At 41.9% G+C, this 21,837-nt stretch carries 21 protein-coding genes; all 21 read left to right on the top strand.

The window, feature by feature from the left end:
- Positions 1-8: 8 nt before the first annotated feature.
- Positions 9-1,172 (top strand): thiolase domain-containing protein, encoded by a 1,164-nt coding sequence (locus MHI53_RS08835; protein WP_340373224.1) that lies wholly within the window; start codon positions 9-11, stop codon positions 1,170-1,172.
- Between the two features lie 3 nt (positions 1,173-1,175).
- The gene (locus tag MHI53_RS08840) at positions 1,176-1,595 is read left to right on the top strand and encodes a Zn-ribbon domain-containing OB-fold protein (protein WP_340373225.1); all 420 of its coding nucleotides are present in this window, start codon (positions 1,176-1,178) and stop codon (positions 1,593-1,595) included.
- Between the two features lie 89 nt (positions 1,596-1,684).
- On the top strand, positions 1,685-3,415 hold the full coding sequence (locus tag MHI53_RS08845; RefSeq protein WP_340373226.1) for a CocE/NonD family hydrolase: 1,731 nt from the start codon (positions 1,685-1,687) through the stop codon (positions 3,413-3,415).
- Between the two features lie 70 nt (positions 3,416-3,485).
- Positions 3,486-4,436: an MBL fold metallo-hydrolase gene (locus MHI53_RS08850; RefSeq protein ID WP_340373227.1), complete on the top strand. Its 951-nt coding sequence runs from the start codon at positions 3,486-3,488 to the stop codon at positions 4,434-4,436.
- Positions 4,437-4,452: 16 nt separating this feature from the next.
- Positions 4,453-5,148, top strand: coding sequence for a 3-oxoacid CoA-transferase subunit A (locus tag MHI53_RS08855; RefSeq protein ID WP_340373228.1), 696 nt, complete (start codon positions 4,453-4,455; stop codon positions 5,146-5,148).
- Positions 5,141-5,833 (top strand): 3-oxoacid CoA-transferase subunit B, encoded by a 693-nt coding sequence (locus MHI53_RS08860; RefSeq protein WP_061144721.1) that lies wholly within the window; start codon positions 5,141-5,143, stop codon positions 5,831-5,833. The genes MHI53_RS08855 and MHI53_RS08860 overlap by 8 nt, the downstream gene beginning before the upstream one ends.
- Positions 5,830-6,576, top strand: a complete 747-nt coding sequence (locus tag MHI53_RS08865; protein WP_081092587.1) for a GntR family transcriptional regulator — start codon at positions 5,830-5,832, stop codon at positions 6,574-6,576. Before MHI53_RS08860 ends, MHI53_RS08865 begins: the two co-directional genes overlap by 4 nt.
- Before the next feature lie 219 nt (positions 6,577-6,795).
- Positions 6,796-8,139 carry an aromatic acid/H+ symport family MFS transporter gene (locus MHI53_RS08870; protein WP_260320353.1) on the top strand — a complete coding sequence of 448 codons (1,344 nt, stop codon included), beginning with the start codon at positions 6,796-6,798 and terminating at the stop codon, positions 8,137-8,139.
- Positions 8,136-9,233: an FAD-dependent monooxygenase gene (locus MHI53_RS08875; RefSeq protein WP_061144723.1), complete on the top strand. Its 1,098-nt coding sequence runs from the start codon at positions 8,136-8,138 to the stop codon at positions 9,231-9,233. Before MHI53_RS08870 ends, MHI53_RS08875 begins: the two co-directional genes overlap by 4 nt.
- A gap of 120 nt (positions 9,234-9,353) precedes the next feature.
- Complete coding sequence (locus MHI53_RS08880) at positions 9,354-10,280, top strand: alpha/beta hydrolase (protein WP_340373229.1); 927 nt, start codon at positions 9,354-9,356, stop codon at positions 10,278-10,280.
- A gap of 265 nt (positions 10,281-10,545) precedes the next feature.
- Positions 10,546-11,787: an MFS transporter gene (locus tag MHI53_RS08885; protein ID WP_061144725.1), complete on the top strand. Its 1,242-nt coding sequence runs from the start codon at positions 10,546-10,548 to the stop codon at positions 11,785-11,787.
- Positions 11,788-12,020: 233 nt separating this feature from the next.
- On the top strand, positions 12,021-12,977 hold the full coding sequence (locus MHI53_RS08890; protein WP_340373230.1) for an MBL fold metallo-hydrolase: 957 nt from the start codon (positions 12,021-12,023) through the stop codon (positions 12,975-12,977).
- Between the two features lie 650 nt (positions 12,978-13,627).
- Positions 13,628-14,572: a DMT family transporter gene (locus tag MHI53_RS08895; RefSeq protein WP_340373231.1), complete on the top strand. Its 945-nt coding sequence runs from the start codon at positions 13,628-13,630 to the stop codon at positions 14,570-14,572.
- A 668-nt stretch (positions 14,573-15,240) separates the two neighbouring features.
- Positions 15,241-16,428, top strand: a complete 1,188-nt coding sequence (locus tag MHI53_RS08900) for an amidohydrolase (protein ID WP_340373661.1) — start codon at positions 15,241-15,243, stop codon at positions 16,426-16,428.
- A gap of 165 nt (positions 16,429-16,593) precedes the next feature.
- Complete coding sequence (locus MHI53_RS08905; protein WP_061144727.1) at positions 16,594-17,187, top strand: trimeric intracellular cation channel family protein; 594 nt, start codon at positions 16,594-16,596, stop codon at positions 17,185-17,187.
- A gap of 184 nt (positions 17,188-17,371) precedes the next feature.
- On the top strand, positions 17,372-17,947 hold the full coding sequence (locus MHI53_RS08910) for a LysE family transporter (RefSeq protein ID WP_340373232.1): 576 nt from the start codon (positions 17,372-17,374) through the stop codon (positions 17,945-17,947).
- A gap of 25 nt (positions 17,948-17,972) precedes the next feature.
- Positions 17,973-18,749, top strand: a complete 777-nt coding sequence (locus MHI53_RS08915) for an AraC family transcriptional regulator (RefSeq protein ID WP_061144728.1) — start codon at positions 17,973-17,975, stop codon at positions 18,747-18,749.
- Positions 18,750-18,889: 140 nt separating this feature from the next.
- The gene (locus tag MHI53_RS08920; RefSeq protein ID WP_061144729.1) at positions 18,890-19,267 is read left to right on the top strand and encodes a hotdog domain-containing protein; all 378 of its coding nucleotides are present in this window, start codon (positions 18,890-18,892) and stop codon (positions 19,265-19,267) included.
- Positions 19,268-20,013: 746 nt separating this feature from the next.
- Positions 20,014-20,412, top strand: coding sequence for an IDEAL domain-containing protein (locus MHI53_RS08925; RefSeq protein WP_061144730.1), 399 nt, complete (start codon positions 20,014-20,016; stop codon positions 20,410-20,412).
- Between the two features lie 116 nt (positions 20,413-20,528).
- Positions 20,529-20,987 carry a flavodoxin gene (locus MHI53_RS08930; protein ID WP_340373233.1) on the top strand — a complete coding sequence of 153 codons (459 nt, stop codon included), beginning with the start codon at positions 20,529-20,531 and terminating at the stop codon, positions 20,985-20,987.
- Between the two features lie 36 nt (positions 20,988-21,023).
- Entirely contained in the window at positions 21,024-21,797 is a 774-nt protein-coding gene (locus tag MHI53_RS08935; RefSeq protein ID WP_340373234.1) for a hypothetical protein, read from the top strand.
- The last annotated feature ends 40 nt before the right edge of the window (positions 21,798-21,837 follow it).

Here is a 21,837-nt window from a genome sequence, read left to right on the forward strand (position 1 = left end):
GAGCAAAGATGACTATAAAAGGAAGGGCCTATATCGCGGGAGCATTCGAACATCCAATGCGTAAAGCCCCTGATAAGTCGGTTTCAGCCATACATGCTGAATGTGCCAAAGGTGCATTGGCTGATGCTGGACTCTCATTTGCAGATGTCGATGGCTATTTCTGTGCGGGTGACGCACCTGGAGGCGTCCACTCCATGGTCGATTACCTAGGCCTTGATGTCCGGCATGCAGATGGGACAGATACAGGGGGGTCTTCATATATTGCGCACGTTTCACATGCCGCCCAGGCGATAATATCTGGAAAATGCAATGTTGCCTTGATCACGATGGGGGGCCGTCCCCGCTCAGAAGGAAGAAGCGGTGTAAAACAAAAGATTGTCGGAGCAAATGTCCCTGAAGCACCTTTTGAACTAACTTATGGTCCGACAGCTGTAAATGAGTATGCAATGGCTACCATGCGTCATATGCACGAATATGGTACAACAAGTGAACAGCTTGCATGGGTAAAAGTTGCAGCTTCCCATCATGCCAAGCATAACCCAAATGCGATGCTGCGTGATGTAGTAACCATAGAAGATGTGCTTTCTTCCCCCATGATTGCCGATCCATTGCATCGATTGGATTGCTGTGTGGTCAGTGATGGCGGCGGTGCTATTATTGTCGTAAGCCCTGAAATTGCCAAAAGCCTCAATCGTCCCCTTATCAGGGTGTTGGGTGCAGGAGAATCATCCAAGGGGCTTTTGGGAGGCAAGGCTGATCTTACTTATAGTGGTGCAGTACGGTCGGGGGCATCAGCTTTTGCCGAAGCCGGGGTAAATTCACAAGATATTAAGTATGCATCAATCTATGATAGCTTTACGATCACGGTGTTGATGCAGCTTGAGGATTTAGGTTTCTGCAAAAAGGGCGAAGGCGGTAAATTCGTTGCCGATGGAAACCTGATTTCTGGTGTTGGCAAACTTCCCATCAATACAGATGGCGGCGGGTTGAATAACAACCATCCTTCGGGTCGAGGCGGCATGATTAAACTGATAGAGGCTGTGCGGCAACTCCGTGGAGAGTCACATCCAAAGGTCCAGGTGAACAATTGTGATCTTGCACTGGTTCATGGTACTGGTGGCGGCCTCGCAAGTCGACATGGCAGTGCAACATTGATCTTGGAAAGGGTGTGACTTATGGCAGCCAATGAATCCAGAATAATGGCAATACCGGAAACCCATCCAGAACATGAAGAATATTGGAGGGCAGCTGCAGAAGGTAAATTAATCATTAAACACTGTGAATCTTGTGGTGAATATCATCATTATCCACGTGTGCTATGCCCGTTTTGCAAAAGCGGAAAAACGACATGGAAAGAAGCGAAAGGAACGGGGACAATATACACATATAGTGTTATGCGAAAAGGGAGCCCATATGTGATCGCCTTCGTCACGCTAGATGAAGGTCCTAGGATGATGACGAATATTATCGACTGTGATTTGGACGAACTTCACATTGATCAACGAGTGAAAGTGGCATTCATGCAAAGTGGCAATCAAAATAACCCTGGTCCGTGTGTACCATGCTTCACTCCCTCTATGACTGAAAATAGCTAGTAGACTTTCATACTTAGGTTATTCAGCAATGATTTTCATATCAAGATTCATAACATATTCGGAAGGATTCAGGAGAGGAGTGAATTAAGATGATCATCACTAAGGATGCTCGCATTCTTATGCGTGACGGCTTGCATATCGCCGCAGATATATACCGTCCCGAAGGAACTGGTAAAGTACCAGCATTGCTTGCGCTTAGTCCATACGGCAAGGAATTGCAAGCACAAGCTTTAACTTTACCTCCACAAGCTCGCCCAAGTCATCTTTGGAACGGAGCGATTGAAGCTGGTGATATTCGTGAAGTGGTATCACGAGGGTATGCCCATATCATTGCCGACGTGCGTGGTACAGGTGCCTCGGAAGGTCAGATGTGCGGGAATTATAACTCTGGCGGTCATGGCGATGGCAAAGACATTTACGACCTCGTTGAATGGTTGGCAGAGCAAGACTGGTGCGACGGCAACATCGGTATGATCGGCATTTCGTACTTTGCATCAGTGCAAATATTAGGAGCAGCCGAACACCCTCCACACTTAAAGGCAATCTTTGCAAATGGGGGGCACTTCGACCTTTATGAACTTTGCTATCACGGAGGGATTATGTGGTTAATGCCGCGTGCCTCTCGTGAAGGGCGCGGTGGTGATAGCGGTAATGCATTCACCAATGTAGCGAGCAAGAGCTCAAAAATATTCACTAAGGAAGAGCTTAAACAAAAAACGCAAGATCGTTTACGTGATCCTGATATCGCACATTGGTCGGATTTCGTCCACCTGCTTCATTATCAAGATCGTCATGAACTATGGATGGATTATTTATTAAATCCACTTGATGGCGAGTTCTGGAAAGCGGATTCTGCAATAGAAGTCGCCCATAAAATAACGATTCCCACTTACTTTCAAGCGAAATGGGGCCGGGGCTGGAACGTCGAAGGTACAATCGAATGCTTCGAACAAGTATCTGGCATAAAAAAGCTCGATATCCAGGCACTGCCCCCAATGCTGGAGCGTCCCTTCCACGAATGCCACGACGAAATGTTCCGGTGGTATGATTACTGGTTAAAAGGAATCGATACAGGTATTATGGAGGAGCCGGCAGTTCAGTTTTCAGTAGAAGGCTCTAATAAATGGCGCGGTGAAGACCACTGGCCATTGCCATTTGAAGAGAAGAAAGAGTTCTTCTTACGTCCACGGCACAAAATTAGTGATAATCCTGAGCCATTGGCTTCTGAATATGCCCATCCGGATGGGTTCTATCAAGCGCCATTAACGGTAACGACAACATCTGAGAAAATTAAATGGACAAGTGATAGATTCCTCGAACCTGTTGAAATGACAGGAACAGGTGCCTTATATGTACATGTTGAAATCGATACGGACGATACGAACCTTATCGCAAAGCTTTATGATGTAAACCCAAGCGGAACACGTACCTTGATGACTTCTGGCTATTTGAAAGCATCCCATCGGGAATTGGATGTGGAAAAATCGAAATTTGGCGAGCCATGGCACCCGCATGACCGGGGAGTACCAGTAACGCCCGGTGAAATCATCGAGTACGCGATTCGTTTATATCCATTCTCCTTCTTAATTAAACCTGGTCATCGAATTGAATTGGAGCTTGCATGTAACGAACCGCTGGATAGGGAGGATGCCAAGATGTTGCCCCCTGATAGCTATCATTTACCTAGTGGCCGTGCAACAATGCATAAAATCTATCGAGATAAAGATCATCAATCCCGTTTAGTGTTGCCAGTCATTCCAAAGGAGTCCAATGTTTTGAACAACCCTACTGATGTTGTATATGGGAAAGCAAAAAAGTGAATCCTTCGGCTGCGACCCGTTCTTAGCATAAAAGGGACGTGATTATAAATTCAATAGAGGAGTGATCAACATGGATTCGGTACGCATCATTCCGATCGAATGTAAATTTGGACCGACCTCTGCTTATGTCTATTTTCTCGACGCACCCGAGCCAGCACTTATCGATACCGGCATTGCCTCTTCGGCTTCCTGTGAAATCGAAACAGTCCTTGCCGAGCATGGCTTTAGAATCGACGATATCCGCTGGATTCTCCTAACCCACGGCCATGTTGACCATTTAGGAGGTGCCAGCAAGGTATGGGAGAAAACCGGTGGCTGTGCAAAAGTTGTTATTCCAAAAAAGGAAGCCTATTTACTGCGAGATCGGACAAAACATATCACTGATTATAATCGTCTTCAAGGAAAATACCTGGACCCTGAAATCCAGGAGAAGCATGCGGCGATTCTAATGAATGATATCGGCGGGAATTTGGAACCAACGGTAGAGGTAGTTGATGCCGATATGATTTCACTTGGCGGAGACGTATCGATCACGGTAGTGGAAACACCAGGACACTCAATCGGATCTGTGACTTACGTGCTTGATGGCTTGGGATGGGCATTTGCAGCTGATGCTGTGCAAATATACGGAGGGGCACAGAGTGGGATTCCTACGATTGAACACCCCGCTTTATATCGACAAAGCATACGGCATCTTCTTGAGGAGGTCCGCCCGAAGCGCCTTTACTTAGGTCATCACTTCCTTGACGGTAAGGGAAAGGTGCTCAGTCAGCAATTTGTCGGAGACGAGGTTACCGCGGTTCTTAAAGAGAGTCTTGAGATGGACGCGAAGTTAGCTCATGCTGTCCGTCGGCATGTGAACGGAAATGCCCCAACCAATGACAATATTGGGATGTATGGGCCCTTTCGATCAATTGCAGCTGAATTGAATTATACAGGCAATCCAAGTCACCTGCCTTGTGCTTTCTTTGTTACACTGAATGGATATGAAGAAGAATTGATTGGTACCCATAATACATGAAAGGAGGAAAACCGGGATGATCCAAAAGAAATATGAAAGCGCAGCAAAAGCTATTGCTGATTTGCAAGATGGAGCAACCCTGCTTGTGGGCGGATTTGGCGGAAGCGGGCTGCCATCACACCTTGTTGGAGCCCTTACAAAGCAAGGGGCAAAGGATTTGACTGTCGTATCCAATAATATTGGCGCAGTTCGTGATGGCGTTGCGGCCCTTATCAGCAATGACCAAGTCCGCAAGATCATTTGCTCTTTCCCTGTCGGCCCCCACGCCAACGAATTGATTCAGCGAATCAAGGATGGGAGCATCGAACTGGAAATAGTTCCTCAAGGAACATTGGCGGAGCGTATCCGTGCTGGCGGAGCAGGCGTCCCGGCTTTTTATACCCCGACGGCAGCGCACACCGAACTAGGGGAAGGCAAGGAAACGCGTATGTTCAATGAGGGGCTACATCTCTTGGAACATGCAATAAAAGGTGACTACGCTTTTATAAAGGCACACCGGGCAGATCGCTGGGGCAATCTTGTTTACCATAAAACACAGCGCAACTTCAATCCGGTAATGGCGACGGCTGCAAAAACTACAATCGCTGAGGTAGATGAAATCGTGGAAGTTGGGGAAATCGATCCAGAGACAATCGTAACTCCAAGCGTATACGTGCATCGATTAGTTAAACTGGAAGCAAAAAGCGATGGGAGGGTTTTATTGCATGAGTGAAGACAAGCGGGAGATAGGTTGGACCAAGCTGGAACTGGCATCCCGAGTAGCATTGGACTTGGAAGATGGATGGTTCGTAAACCTTGGCATCGGGCTGCCGACCCTTGTGGCTGATGTGATCCCGGAAGGTCGTGAAATCATCCTCCATAGCGAGAATGGACTTCTGGGGCTGGGTCCAAAGCCAGAACCAGGTGAAGAGGACATGGATTTAGTGAATGCCGGCAAGGAACCAATTACATTAAAACCTGGCGGCAGCTTTTTCTCACAATCAGAATCTTTTGCCATGATACGCGGAGGACACCTTGATGCAGCCGTGCTTGGGGCATTCCAAGTGTCGATGCATGGTGATCTTGCCAGTTGGAAATTACCTGACGCACCCTTGGGGCGTGTTGGTGGTGCGATGGATTTGACTGTTGGCAGTAAGCGTGTCTTCCTTTGTATGCAGCATATGAGTAAGGGCGTGCCGAAAATCGTTGAGGAATGTTCGTATCCACTGACGGCTCCGCGCTGTGTAAACCGCATTTATACAAACCTGGCGGTGATCGACGTGACGGAGGATGGTCTTTTCGTTCATGAACTCGCCCCAGGCGTTACGTTCGAACATGTCCAGGACTGTACGGCCGCTCCCCTCAAGATCCGTGCATCAAGTCATGTAAAAGCAGAGTTTTTGGAGGTAAAGAAATGATAAAAAAATATACGATTGATCGTAGTTCATCTGTGCCCATTTATAAACAAATCAAGGAAATCCTCATTAAAGAGCTTCAGGCTGCAGAAGGGGTGACAGGGCGTCCGTTCAGCACCGAGCAAGAGCTTGTCCAACGTTTTCATGTGAGCCGGGCTCCTGTACGCCAAGCACTGAAGGAATTGGCCAATGAGGGTTACGTGTACCGGGAGCGGGCGAAAGGCACCTTCCCTGTTCAGGCACTTCCTGTTCGTCCTCAAGGACTGGAGTTAGGGGGATTGGTTGGTTTCCTTCGCGATCAAGGATTGGAATGCACTTCAAAAATATTAAGTGTGGATCGTGTGTTGCCTACTGAGAAACTGTGCGCAATCCTTGGACTCGAGCCGAGTGATACTGTTTTGAGAACATCTCGATTAATCTTGCTTAAAGGGAAGCCGCTAGTATGGACTCAAACCTACCTTGCCGTCTCGGAGGACTTCCTGCCAAACGCACAGGAACTTGAGGAAGCTGAAAGTGTTTTCGTGCTTCTTGAGAGAGAACAGGGGATTTTCATTTCCCGTGGTGACCACCTGATCTGCGCGTCAGGTGCGAATGCTATGGAGGCGGAGATTCTCGGCATCAACAGCGGCGACCCAGCTCTCATTATAGAGACGAAGCTGTATTCCAGAAATGATCGCCTCATCGGGTGGAGAAGGGCAGTTCATATAGCGGACGATTATAAGTTTTCTTTCACCGTAAACCGTTAAGCGACACAATTTTTTGCTGGAAATTCAGGAAGGTATCCATATTCATACGGCCCGTGATGTTGGAAAACATCTTTAAAGGCAATTTGCCATCAAAGTTGCGGACAAGCTCCATGATTCAATGGGGAGTTTTGGAGTTTGTCACTGTTTCATAATAGGATAAACGTGATGTCAAATCATTAGCCTGTACTTTATACGACAGGGGGATCTGGGGTGTCTCGAATGAACATTACCGACATTGTGAATGAAGCGGAATTTAACCGCTTTCATTTTAGGATATTGATAGGCTGCTGCTTGATCATTACTTTTGATATGTTCGATCTAGTTATATATAGCTCCGTCTTGCCTGTCCTGATGGAGGAATGGAAGCTATCGCCTGTACAAGCAGGAGCCATTGGCAGTTACGGATTCCTTGGGATGATGCTGGGAGCTATCATCTTCGGCATTTTGGCTGATAATTTTGGAAGGAAAAATATCCTTATCTTATGTGTGTTCCTATTTAGCATCTTTACGGTTTTCTGTGCATTTGCAAACGGCCCAACTGTGTTTTCTGTTTTCAGGTTTGTTGCCGGAGTGGGCATAGGCGGTGTCTTGCCGAATGTGATCGCCTTATTGACGGAGTATGCACCGAAAAACAAGCATAACATGTTGGTCTCGATCGTGATGTGCTGCTTTTCCGTAGGCGGTATTTTTGCCGCCCTGATTGGAATATACGTTATGCCTCTAATAGGATGGAAGAGTGTATTTTTGGTAGCGGCAATTCCCCTTATACTTATTCCGTTCATGGTCAAGCATTTTCATGATTCACCAGCAATACTCCTGATGAAAGGGAGAGTGGACGAGCTTCGTTCAGTTCTTTCAAAGGTGAATAACAAGTCCTTACTTACCTCGGACTTCGAATTTGAAGCCATAAGCAATCGAAAAGGTTCCGGCTCCCCGGTCATTGGGTTATTCAAAGATGGTCGGGCATTAGGGACGGTGATGATCTGGATTGCCTTCTTCATGTGTTTGTTAATGATTAATGGATTAACTATTTGGCTACCTAATTTGATGTTCAGTGCCGGTTATGCTCTAGCTTCCTCTTTAAGCTTTGTGATTGTATTGAATATCGGGGCCATCATCGGAACGCTAATCCTTGGTAGTCTTGCAGATAAATATGGTGTTAGAAAAATAATCGTTCCGATGTTTATAATTGCTTCCATTTGCTTGATGCTTCTCGGTTTTAAAAATAACATGTTTATATTATATGTGCTGGTGGCGATTACTGGCGCCTGTACAATGGGGGCTCAAAACATATCTTACTCCTTTGTTTCTCATTATTATCCTCCATTAATGCGATCAACAGCTGTGGGCCTTGCTTCTGGAATTGGCAGGATCGGAGGAATCATTGGCCCAACATTTGGCGGTATACTTTTATCTCTTGATTTATCGGTTCAAATGAATTTCATTTCGTTTGCGATTCCAGGCATTGTTGCGGCTATTGCATTTTCATTTGTTCCTTTAAAATTTGCATCTTACAATAAAAAGAAGAATAAAAGAAATGGCTTGGGAGGGGAATATTTATGAAATCTAAATCGGAATTAAGGATTGCCATTATCGGAGGCGGCATTGGTGGTTCATCAGCTGCGGTAGCATTAAAAGCAAAGGGAATCCGGGCCGATGTATATGAGCAGGCACCAGCTTTGGGAGAGGTTGGTGCGGGGATCGGTATTCGTCCGCCGAGCGTGAATTGCTTCAAAAAATGGGGTTTATATGAGGATATAGAGCGATTAACCTCACGAAGTGACTTCATGGAAATCATAGCCGGAGATGACCAAGTATTCATTAAAGAAGCATGGCCGGTTTTAACGGATGATAAATCAGAGGCATATGCCCGGTTGATTCATCGTGCAGATTTATTGGATACCTTAATAGCTCATATTCCAGCAGATCAACTTCATTTAAACCACCGGTTAACGGAAGTGATTGATAACGGCGACCATGCGGAAGTAAAATTTGCCAATGGCAAAATAATTGAAGCGGATATCGTCGTCGCGGCTGATGGGATCCGTTCCCCCATTCGTGCACAAGTATTGGGTCAACATGATCCAATATTTTCTGGATATCTAGCACACCGTGCCTTGATTTCTAATGATGCAGTACTTGGCATGTCTTCGGAAGAAAACATCTTGCGTATTTATGTTGATGGTAAGAATTCAGTTTATTTATTGCCACTAGAGTGCCGAAAGCAAGTATCTGTTGATATTACAGTTCCGGGTAAGTTCGCATGGCGTCCGGAAATGACGAAGGAACTAATCATGGAGAGTGTTAAAGGCTTTGGCCCTACCATTCAAAAAATCATTGAAAATATTAATTTGGAAGATATCGTAACTCGTCCGTTATGTGACATTGAACCAATGGATAAGTGGAGCACCAAATGTGTAACATTGATAGGTGATGCTGCTCACGCAATGCTTCACAATCAGGGGCAAGGGGCGAACATGGCCATCCAAGACGCAGATGCATTAGCAGAAGCGATTGCTAAAGCTGAAACAGCTGAAGAAGCATTACAAAATTACGAAAAGCAACGTAAACCAATTACGAAGCTATACCAGAATTTATCCAGACTGTTTCCAACTGATGAAGCGGAGACAGCATTCCCGGAAAAAGCGCATTTCTAAAAGTCAAGGGTATTGTTCATCCGAATTCGAAGCGAATGTCCTTGATGAACAGCCAGAATAAATACTGATGATAAAATAAATTAACTGAATATTCAAACATTAATTAAGGGGGTCTCAGATTTGCCTGTACATCCCGAAATAAAAAAAATATTGGATATGATTCCGGAATCCGATGCCAACTACAAGATCAATCCGGAAGAACATAGAAAAGCGTTCAATACACCCATTTTACCTGTTGAAAAACGTGAGCAAGTCTATTCTGTTGAAGAGGTGTCGATTCCTACTTCGGTAACCACTATTCCGATAAGAATTTACACGCCGTATAAAAGCGAATCGTATTCATTGTTAATCTACTTTCATGGAGGCGCATTTTTCTCAGGGAATTTAGAAAGCCATGATGAAATCGTTCGATCGATATGTATGGAGTCCGGCTATAAAGTCATATCCGTGGATTACCGACTGGCCCCGGAATATCCATTTCCTGCTGCTTTAGAGGATTGTTATCATGTCACAAAATGGGCAATGGAAAATATGGATGAACTGAAGTGGGACTGTCAGAACCTTGCTCTTGCAGGGGATAGTTCTGGCGGAAATTTGGTTGCTGCCGTTTCTCTGATGGCCCGTGACAATAAGGATTTCACCGTTACGAAGCAAGTGTTGTATTATCCATCTTTAGATCTTGACTTCAGTGAATTCCGGTATCCATCCCTAGTTGAAAATGGTAAGGGATATTTCGTGGAAAGTGAGCGATTAGCAGAACTTAATTCCTTTTATCTGATGGGGAATGCAGATGTTAATCATCCGTATGTATCACCCATACGAGCAGAAAATTTAGATGATCTTCCGAAAGCATTGGTCATCACTGCAGAATATGATCCATTCCGCGATGAAGGGGAATTATTTGCCGAGAAATTAAAAAAATGTGGTGTACATGTAGAAACGAAAAGGTATGAAGGTGCCACTCATGGTTTCTTAGGCAAATTCACGCACTTAGATGAATATAAAGATGTGTATAAACGGACAGCTCAATTTTTAAATTCCAAGTAAGAATTTTGAAAATATCGCAACTTGAAATGGCAGGTACCTAAGATCGTTTAAAAGGCTTTTACAAAAGAAGTGCTTTCGCAACATAAACTTGCACTGTTGTGAAAGCCTTTCCTTTTTTATTGACTCTACAGAAATATTCTCTGGAGCTTTATAGGGGAAAATACAAAAGACGGCTGTGCACCTTAACAGCCTTATAATTCGGCTCAATTCGCTAATAACCTATAGCTTTAATATTAGATGTTTGTCAGGAAGGGTGTGTTTATTAATGGAAAAAAGAAAGTTTTGGAGCTATGAGAATAAATTAACCGCAATCTTTTTCTTCTCTATCGGGTTTGTATTCTTTGATCGGCTGGCTATCAATTATCTTATTCCATTCATGCAAAAAGATTTTAGCCTGACAAATACTCAAATCGGGATGCTTTCTTCAGCATTAGCGATTACATGGGCACTTTCGGGTCCCATCTTGGGGTATATTTCTGACAGGGTCAAAAGTAAAGTAGCTGTCTTGGTTTCAATGGTCCTGTTCTTTTCCTTTTTATCATTGGCACATGGATTAGCGGCGTCTTTTGGCATCTTGATCGTTTTGCGTTTGTTTATGGGAATCGCTGAAGGACCAATAATCCCAATTTCTTCATCTATATTATCAGTTGAATCTACCCCTAAGCGCAGAGGGTTCAACCTAGGGTTTACGGCTGGGACTTCATATGGTGTTTTTGGGGGATTCTTGGCACCTCTGGTCATTGTTGCATTGGCAAATGCAACTGATTGGCGGACTGCATTTTATTTGACGATCATACCGGGTCTGGTTATCGCCCTTTTCATTGGGAAGGTCGTGAAAAATCCTAAGAAAAATTCTGATATATCCAATTCTCCCGCAATTGCGAAAGAAAAAGTAAGCGCTAAACAAATAATGAAAGATCGGAATATTTGGCTATGTGTCATCGTTTCTTGTAGTTTTTGGGTATTCCTTCTACCTTTCTCCATTTATGCACCTCTTTACCTGATACAAGTAAAGCAATTGTCCCTAAGTACTATGAGTATGGTAATGGCAGCCTTTGGGGCCGGAAATGCAATCTGGGGGTTTATCGTTCCAGCCATTTCAGATCGTATTGGACGAAAACCGACATCTCTTATATTTGGGGTCCTAACCTTATTCGTACCGCTTACGCTAATGTACGTTGACAACGTAGTAGCAATATCCGTGCTGATTTTCGTTTTTGTTTCAGGGATTGGAAATCTAACCATGTTTACGACTACAATTCCGGCGGAAACGGTTCCGATCCAATATGCCGCTGCTACGATTGGCTTTATTCTTGCAGCAACGGAAATTGTCGGAGGCGTCCTTAGCCCTTTGTATAGTGGCATGGCCGCCGACGCTTGGGGTCTTACAGCACCGCTTTGGATTAGTGCTGGAGGCGGGCTTCTTGCTTTTGTTTTCTCACTATTCCTTAAAGAATCGGCACCAGTAAAGGTTAGGGTCAACAAGGAGATGGAAAGTGCCTTATAAAACCCATCGTGAACTTTGATTTTCGTTTCAAGATCTCATCCGAGTGGAAAATTCCTAATAATTTGTATCAAGTGAACGTGTTGAACATCGGAGGCGGAAGATCCAGCTAAGACATTCTTCTTGCCTTCCTTACGTATGATTTGTGATTGGGATTTCTGCAAAGCTTGCGTTTGATTATGAAGGCTGGTTTTTGGAAGCGCTTTAAGCATAACGGTATCCTGGAGGGAGAAGTATTGTATAAAAAAACCACTATGGAAGTATTTCCAATAATTGTTCCATTTTGCAATAAGCTGAAGAGCATCAACTTTTACTTAGTAAGATATCAGGATTCCTTGATATTGATTGATGCTGGGATGGACACCGAAGACTGCTGGCGTTCCCTGCAAGAAATTCTAGAGGAAAATCATTATAAATTGATTGATATTTCAGCGATATTACTAACCCATCATCACACAGACCATATTGGCCTGGTTAACAGAATTGTGTGTGCCAATCCCATTCCCGTATATGCACATCCTCGTGCCATCCCTATACTGAAAAGAGACAGCGAATACATGAAACGGAGGAAAGAATTTTTCAGAAATCTGTACCGACAAATGGGGTGCGGTAAATTCGGTGATCGACAAGTGGTCGATTTGCATAATCCAATTCTTCTAACAGAAGATAAAAAAATCGAATGTGATATTAAAGTGGCTCAAGACCTGTTTTTTGACTTTGATATTTTGGATATCCCTGGACATGCTCCCGACCAGATCGCCTTCTATAATAGGAAGTGTAAATGGTTATTTTCAGGAGATTTATTAATTGCACATATGGCCAGCAATGCCTTCATTGAACCAAATCTAGATGGGGCGCGTACAAATTCCTTGATTCAGCAAAAGCGTTCATTGGAAAAGTGCTTATCATTGAATGTGGAGGTCATCTTTTCAGGTCACGGTGATATCTTGCAAAATCCTGTAGATATAATAAAAGAAAGAATAATAGAGTTGGATAAAAAAGCCAACATATACTTGAACATTATCAAATCAGGGATTTCAACTGGACATGACATTGCCCGATTCCGTTTTAATGATAGGTACGAAAAGCGGTTTTTCAATATCATCTCTGAAGTTATTGGTTACCTTGATTATCTGGAATTACTAGGGGAAATTCATAAAGAAATGGAAAATGGAATTTGGCAGTATTATTAATGAGGAACAAATCCGTGTTGGTAATGCGCTGCTTCTGATAACAGCGATTATCTGAATGATATCTATATTCTTCTGTTTTATTGGAAGCATACTAGATAGTTACTTCGTTTTCATAAGGATAATTATTCGAATAATAATCGAGAATAGATAAAAAGGTGATGGTTTGTTTCATTATGGAATAAGCTGTCGCCTTTTTCGTTTTTTAAAAGCAAAGGACTTGAAAGGTTAAAAAATCATTTGTAAAGGGGCTATAATTTTGCTGATGAAGTTCATTTTCACAGAACTCCCATGCAGTTCGTTCAATGGGGGATCTTGATATGCACAGTTCCATCATTTCTCCCGTTAACTTTATGAATCTTATCAGCAGTGTTCGAGTTCTATTTGCGCTGCATGAAGACGAATAAACTCTATTCCTGATGGTCACATTAACTATACATGAATAGCCGAGTATTGGAGGGCGATTAAGTGCTAATTAACAAGAACATAATCAAGTGGTCTGCCTAAGCAATAGTAAAACCAACAAAGATATATTTAGAAGTAAATGTAATTCGGTCGATAATCGAGTGAATCATTCAAAGAATCAAAACAAAGCTACTTGCGCATTTCGGTGGATTCAGTTGAAATGATTATCTAAAAAAGAGGTTGTGCTAATGAATGTGAAAAGCAATAAACAAGCTAAAATTGGTATGGGCCTAGGAGCAACTTCTGCTGTTGCTTGGGGTGTAGATACGGTCGTGATCGGCATTATAATCGCAAGTACCCCTTTTAAACAATCGATAATGCTTGCACCAATTATAGCAGCATTCATGCATGACTTTTTCTCGGCGTTATGGGTTACCTTACTTATGATTATAAAAGGTGAATTTATTAATGTATTGAAGTTACTTAAAACAAAAAACGGTGCGATTTTAGTTTTAGGAGCTTTATCTGGTGGACCTTTGGCAATGACCTTTTATTTTTTTGGCATTCAATATGTGGGAGTAACTTATGCCGCAAGCATTTCTTCTATATTTCCTGGAATAGGCGCCGTGCTTGCTTTTACTTTTTTGAAGGAAAAAATGAACAGGAGAGCTTGGCTTGGGATAATGATAAGCATCACAGGAGTAATCATATTGGCCTATATGCCATCAAAATTGGACGTGGATAGTCAATTTTTCATTGGAATATTATTTTCATTAGGAGCCGCTATATTTTGGGGACTCGAAGGGGTGATAGGTGCTTGGGGAATGAAGGGAGACGATGTCGTTCCGTTATATGCGATTAATATAAGGCAGATGACCTCTGCTTTATGTTATGGGCTATTTATTGTGTCTTTTATGCATGGCTATCCTCTAGTTCTTGAAGCGGTGTCCTCTAAGATCGTATGGTTAATAGCGATGGCAGGTTTATTGGGAACTGCTAATTATTCTTTATACTACATGTCAATCAACTTAATAGGTGCTGCAAGAGGACAATCGCTCAACAATACTTATGTTTTTTGGGCAATCGTAACTGAAATCATATTTATAGGCACCCCTGTCAGCTTGCAATTCGTTATAGGCGCAGCAATAGTACTGATAGGTTCCATTCTCGTTTCGGGCAGTGCAAAAGAATAGATGTTAAATACAACTAGCTGCCTGCGGACGGATGCGAAATACCGGAAACAATTACTACTTGATATTAAAAGCTGCCGATGGAGGACCTCCATACATAATGGCAGCAATTGTACCCTTATTTTGCTAGGGGGTAATTGATAATACATAGTTTTAATAAAGTGCTCGACCAATTGAAGCCGGGTTTTTTTTGCATGGTTTCCATCTGATTGCCTTCCCCACACAATTATAGGTTCAGCATTTCAAGTTTTATGAATCATGCCTGGGCCATTTCTGCTCTTATGCTGTGATTATTAGGTATCACCTTCGCTAATTAAATAGGTGGAAATCCTGCCATTAACTTTTGGGAGATTCACAAGGGAGGGAAGTGAAGGTAAAAAGAGGACAAGGAAGTGTATTCCGTAATGGTGGTTTGTAAAATCTTCGATTCAAAGATGGAGCAATATCAGCGAATGGGAATCTTGAAACAGCGGCATCGCTCGGTATTTTCGTAAACGTAATATTCGGTATACTTTCCATACTATCTATTATCTTTATGGTGCCTAAAGATACTGGTAAAACATCTAATGCCTCTACCAAATCCCCGGATGTCCCCAAGCGGCAGCCAATTACAGAATGATTTGCCACATTAGTGGCGTTTCGAAACCGAATGAAGGGAAGATGAAATGATGATGAGAAATACGTTAATGGAAATGCTGGAATCCCGTAAGGAAGAAATGATTGAAATCCGTAGGCACCTGCATGAAAATCCTGAGCTTTCTTTTAAAGAAGAAAAGACAGCTCAATATATTATTGATTTTTATAAAGGAAAAGATGTTGATATTCAATCGAATGTAGGAAATGGATATGGAATAATCGTCACGATTAAAGGGAGAAAGCCTGGAAAAAACATCGGGCTCAGAGCCGATTTTGATGCACTTCCGATTGTCGAGGAAACGGATGTACCCTTTAAATCAAAAAATGAGGGCGTTATGCATGCGTGCGGCCATGATGGACATACTGCCTATTTGTTAATTTTGGCGGATTGCCTCATACAATTAAAAGCTGAAATCCCAGGTACGATAAAAATCATTCATCAACATGCGGAAGAAGTTCCGCCAGGAGGTGCTAAGAGTATGGTAGAATCGGGCATGCTTGATGATCTCGATAATATATTTGGAATCCATCTGCTGCCAATGGATGCAGCAGGCGTCGTTGGTTACCACTCGGGATATTCTTTTAACGGAAGAGCTTATATGAAATTGAAAGTTCAAGGCAGAGGCGGACATGGTTCGTCTCCACATCTGGCAAATGATGCCATTGTCGCTGGTGCTCATTTCGTCTCAGCTGCCCAAACGATCATTAGCCGCCGATTGAGTCCTTTTGATATCGGTGTGATTACGATCGGCTCTTTTGATGGAAAAGGGACATTCAATGTCATTAAAGACAGCGTAGAGCTTGAAGGCGATATCCGTTATATGACTGTAGAAACAAAAGCAACCATTGAAAAAGAAGTGAAGCGTCTTGTAAAGGGGCTGGAAGAAGAATTCGGTGTAACATGTGAGCTGACGTATACGAATGATTATCCGCCCCTATATAATGATGCCGCAATTACGCAAAAGGTTGCTGAGTTACTTACATCTGCAAATGATAAAGATATAAAAGAAGTGAAGGAATTTCCCGCGCTTCCTCCATCTGAAGACTTCGCTTATTATGCGGAAAAATTCCCTTCCTGCTTCTTTTACATAGGTTGTACGCCTAAAGGAGTTACGAAACCTTATTTCAATCATCATCCTAAGTTTGATATGGATGAAGATGCCCTTCTTGTGGCAGTAAAAGCAGTAGGATATGTGGTATGCGGTTATTATGAGTTGGATTAGTAGCACTCGGCAAAATGAATGAAGCAAAGCGGAGGCGGGGCTGAATGGGATTAGTCCGGCCCCTTCACCGTTAAAAAAGTTTATCCATTCATTTGATTCCAAAGCATTCACTGTGGTTTTTGCTCGTCAAGAAGGACCATGGGCATGGGGAGAGGGGGAGGAACATTGACATGGGACATTCTTAATATCATTGGTACGATAGCTTTTGCAATAAGCGGTGCTTTCATCGCAAGGGAAGTGAATTACGATTTATTAGGAGGGTACGTTTTAGGCTTTACGACAGCCTTCGGGGGCGGCCTTGTTCGCAATCTATTAATTGAAATACCGATTGAACTTATTTGGTCGCAAGATTATTTATTTGGAATTGCCTTTTTAGGCATTACCATCGCATTTTTCATGCCGGATAATTGGATTGGCCATTTGAAAAAGTGGGTGATATTTTTCGATGCTATCGGTTTAGCGGCATTCGCCATTCAAGGTGCAGACTATGCCGTATCGATTCAGGCACCATTAATAGCCGTTATTGTAGCAGCTGTCATGACGGGAGCAGGTGGCGGGCTGATACGCGATGTATTTGCAGGGCGAAAACCAATGATCTTTCATTCGGAGATATATGCCTTGTGGGCCGCATTTGCAGGTTTTATGATTGGTCTGGATTTAATGCGCGGGCCATATGCAACCCTTTTTCTTTTAATCGTAATCGTTATTTTTAGAATGATATCAGTGCACTTTAAATGGAATCTGCCCCACAAAAAATGATAATCAAATATTAAAAATAAAATTCTTGGCTACATGATCTCTATAAAATTTCTCACTTAAAAACGGGGTTCTATGATGTACTCGGATTTTATCCCTCGATTTTCTACTTTCCGCAATAACATACTATAGGCTTTTACCGTAAGAAGATACAATGGATGAGGATAGCTTGAAAGGAGCATACCTCATGAATATGACATCTTTTATTTTTTACTGTTTTATCGTTACGTTTACACCAGGACCGACCAATATCGTCATATTGACCACCGTGAATAACTCCGGCACTAAAAAGGCCATGGATTATACGTATGGAGCGACGATTGCTTTTGGTGTCTTGCTCGCCATTTCTGCTATACTGAACACCTTACTTGTAACGGTCATACCAAGAATTTTACTCGTCATGCAGATAATCGGAAGCGTTTATATGTTGTATCTTGCTTATCAGGTATATAATATGGATACATCCAAACCGTCTGTAAACGAAACAGGCAGCTTTATGTCTGGATTTCTTACACAGTTTTTAAACCCAAAGGTACTGCTTTTTACAATGACTGTAATTCCCACCTATATTATGCCCTATTATGTATCAATGGCTGCGGTTACAATAAGTGTTGTCGCCATTACGATAATTGGGTTCCTGGCATTCATTGCGTGGGTACTTTTCGGAGCGATTTTCAAGGGGTTTTTACAGAAGTATAAAAAGATCGTAAATATATTGATGGCTTTGTTTTTAGTTTACGCTGCAATCATGATCTGGATATAGGCAGGCTACTTAAGAGGTGAGATATATGGAAAAGTTCATCTATAAAAAATCGGCAGGCATAACGGCCTTGTCAGCAAGCATCACTGATTTTTCGTATAAAAGGCACGCTCATAAAGAATATGCCATAGGAGTCACCTTGCGCGGTATTCAGCACTATAACCTGGATGGCCATTTACACTTGTCCTACGAAAATGGCATCATGTTTTTTAATCCGGAACAGGCACATGATGGAATGGCCCATGATGAGACAGGTCTCGATTATGTGATGCTGTATATAGATCCACAAATGCTTCTGCAGGTAATGGATAAAAAGGATATCATCCTCTTTCCGAAACCCAATGTGTATGATGATAAGCTTAAACAAGGAATATTACGGCTTTCCCATGCAATATTAAATGAAAAAGATGAGACATTGTGCAGTGAATTACTTGTTGCCCTTACCGATAGCCTAATTGAAACGAATCTTTCTAACACGTATAAGAAAGACCATAAGCTAATTAAAACAGCAAAAGACATGCTTCACGCCAACTTACAAAGCGTACTTAAACTTGATCAGATGTGTAAAGAGCTTGATTTATCCAAATTTCAGTTCATTAGATTATTCAAGGCCCATACTGGAATCACACCGTATCAATACTTCCTTAACTGCAGGTTAGAGCACGCAAAGCAGTTAATAGAAAAAAAACGAGATATTTATTCAGCAGTAGCGGAGTGTGGTTTTGTTGATTTAACCCATTTAAACAGACACTTTAAAAGCGTTTACGGAACAACCGCCTATGAATATATGTCATATATGAATTGAAAAAGATGGACCAATCCACTTAATTGGAATTCCAAGAATGCATGCCAACCTTGCTGGATGAAACAAAGCCAAAAGAAGACCAACCCATCTGGATCGTTGGATACCGTTCGTTGGAACCTTCAGGGAGGGAGTAATCAACCATGCCCTTAAAAGCAGGGGATATCATTACGTTTGCACGGACTTTTACTCTAAGGGATGTTGAAGTATTTACAGCTATTTCGGGTGATGAAGGGATTCACCATGTTTCCCCGGACGAACAAGGAAGACTTGTCGTACAAGGATTATTAACGGCGACTCTGCCAACAAAAATTGGCGGGGAGCATAACGTATTGGCTCGAACCATGAATTTTGATTTTTTGAGACCTGTATTTACAGGAGATACAATCAATTGTGTAGTTAAAATCGAGGAATTCGAAAAGCAAGAAAATGATAGGAGTGCTATCCATGCAGCCTTCTTATGTAAAAACCAGAATGAAAAAGAAGTCCTAAAAGGGAATTTCAAAGGAATAATTCTTTAATCCCACCATATTCCTCACTATGTGCTTCAGTAAAATTTTTAAATACGGCTAATAATTCATATACAAGGCTTGCGCAACCCAATTGTATATACATTTCATTTGCATGTAAATGTACTAGTTTTATAGACTAGGTCAATTTCTTCCGAATAACCTGCCGCGATCTTTAAGAGATAATCTAATAATTTGAGCGACTACTAGCGAATTTTGTACTTATTCTTGTGAACAGGCCAGTTTACTCGTTTAATTTGGTCAATCTCCTGGCGAATTCGAGAAGTTTACTCGCCAATTTAAGCCGATTAACTTGCGATTTGGCGGGCTTTCTCATCAATTTCTTATTTAAAAGCATCTATCATACCTAGATAGGTGCTTTTTGTCATCCTTCAGTTCTTCAACTAACCTATTTAGGCTAAGGAAACCTGTCATAAATCATCGACGAGTATCTAACATATTCCTTCATTAATAAATCATCCTATACACTCTTAACGATATTCGTTCCCCCTGCTGGAGAAAATGGTCATATTTCCTTAAATGCAAACAAACACGAGAAAAGTTATCAAAACAAGATTGACAATGAGAATCATTATCATATAAAATAGTAAATGAAATTGAGAATCATTTTCATTCGTTGTTTTTTCTTTATATGTCAGTCATAAGTATGACAAAGTGGATAAACAGATACGGATCAGGATAAATAAATTATAAAAATCGATTGACGAAAAAATCAATGTAAGCGGGGGAATAAACCAATGGATAAAAATCATGTAATCTTAGAACCTTTTCAACATCAAGTAAGCTGTTGCTGCCCGGGGCAGAAGCACCTGCATATGATCGACTTCTTTCCAGGAGATGTATGGACAATTACCGATGAGCGGAAATATGTAGATTGTCTAGGATGGCACTTTTTGATCGTGGTCAACGAAGAGTATCAGTTTTTTATGCAAGTGGCAGACATCGAGGAGCTGTATTCCACTGGCACCATTTGCTCCATATTGGATTTGGATCTGAGAATTAATCATTTGGGCTTTAAAATCAACGAAGCACTCGATGCACATGATAGGGAGTCGTTTCTTTCGTTTGCTGATGAACTGAGCTGCGTCCAGGAAATAAAGAATAAAATGAACACGGAAGATGTGCATGCGTATTAAGCAAACAGGGTGCACTTGTTAAGGTGTATGCGGTGATGACGTTCTTTCTCCTGAAGATAAGAATGAAAGGATAAGCATTCAAATAATAAAAAGCATGGTTGGAAGGGGAAAATTGCATGTCTAAAATCATTATGATTTTTGCCAGTATGAGTGGCAATACAGAAGAAATGGCGGACTCCATTGCAGCAGGAATCAAGGAGAACGATGTGGATATTGAAATGATAGATATAATGGATAGTCCAGAAGCATCCATACTTGAAGGGTACGATGGTATCTTATTAGGTGCATACACGTGGGGGGATGGAGATCTGCCGGATGATTTTTTAGACTTTTATGATGAAATGGATGATGTTGATTTAACCGGAAAGAAAGCTGCGGTGTTTGGTTCAGGCGATTCATACTATACACACTATTGTGCAGCTGTAGATATTTTGAGCGAAAAATTAAGGGAACGGGGCGCTGATATCGTCATGGAAGGGTTAAAAGTCGAATTAACCCCAGAAGATGAGGAAATCAAAAGGTGCCAGGATTTCGGGAGGGAGTTCATGAAAAAAAGTTTGGTTTCTTCCATATAATTTTAGACAGCATAGGGTAAAGAGGAGTGAAGGGAATTGATGGGGAAGGAATATCGGGTTTCGATTGCCACTTTGACTGATTATCATTTACAAGATTTCATAAGATGTCCTTATCAATTTTACTTTCATCATATTGAAGGAAAAAGCGCAGCTCAACATAATTGGCGAAAGATGGTTCAATTTGTCATTAATCAAGTTGTAAGTCGATATTATAAACTTCCTCTTGAAAGCCAGACGACCAAGACGGTTATGGAGCTCATAGATGAACATTGGAGAGTCATTGATGTACGACAGTTCGAGTCAAAGATTCAGTATTATTTGGCTTTAGCCAAAATATCAGACCATTTGAACCAATTTTTAACTTCTGGGAAAAATGAATACCCTCCTTTGTTTTTATATGAAAAGCTCAACATGACGATTGATGAGCTTGGGACCGACCTTTCCTTAACTCTCGAAGTGGCAGAATGGTCAAGCAACTCATTCATCATCAAAAAATATTTAGTCGATACTACTGAAGATATGAACATTTTGTTTATTCATATGATTTCGGTATTTTGTCAAAAGGCATTTGGTCAATTACCTGAGAGAATTGAAATCATCTCGCTTATGGACGGTAAACTGAAACCATACATTCCAATCATGGAAGACGTTTCGGACGGATTGGAGTACCTTAACATCATCAAGAATCTTTTGCAACAACCTAAAAATTACTTGAAAACGGATTGCGCAACGGTTTGCAGTAGTTGTTCTTATCAAAAAAGGTGCTATGAAGGCATTAATATGAATCACGAAGATGTTATAATGCAATGACTATGCTCGCGGCTGCGATCAGGTTAGTATTTTATGGGCA

The sequence above is a fragment of the Peribacillus sp. FSL E2-0218 genome, assembly GCF_037992945.1.
Classification (GTDB): domain Bacteria; phylum Bacillota; class Bacilli; order Bacillales; family DSM-1321; genus Peribacillus; species Peribacillus simplex_B.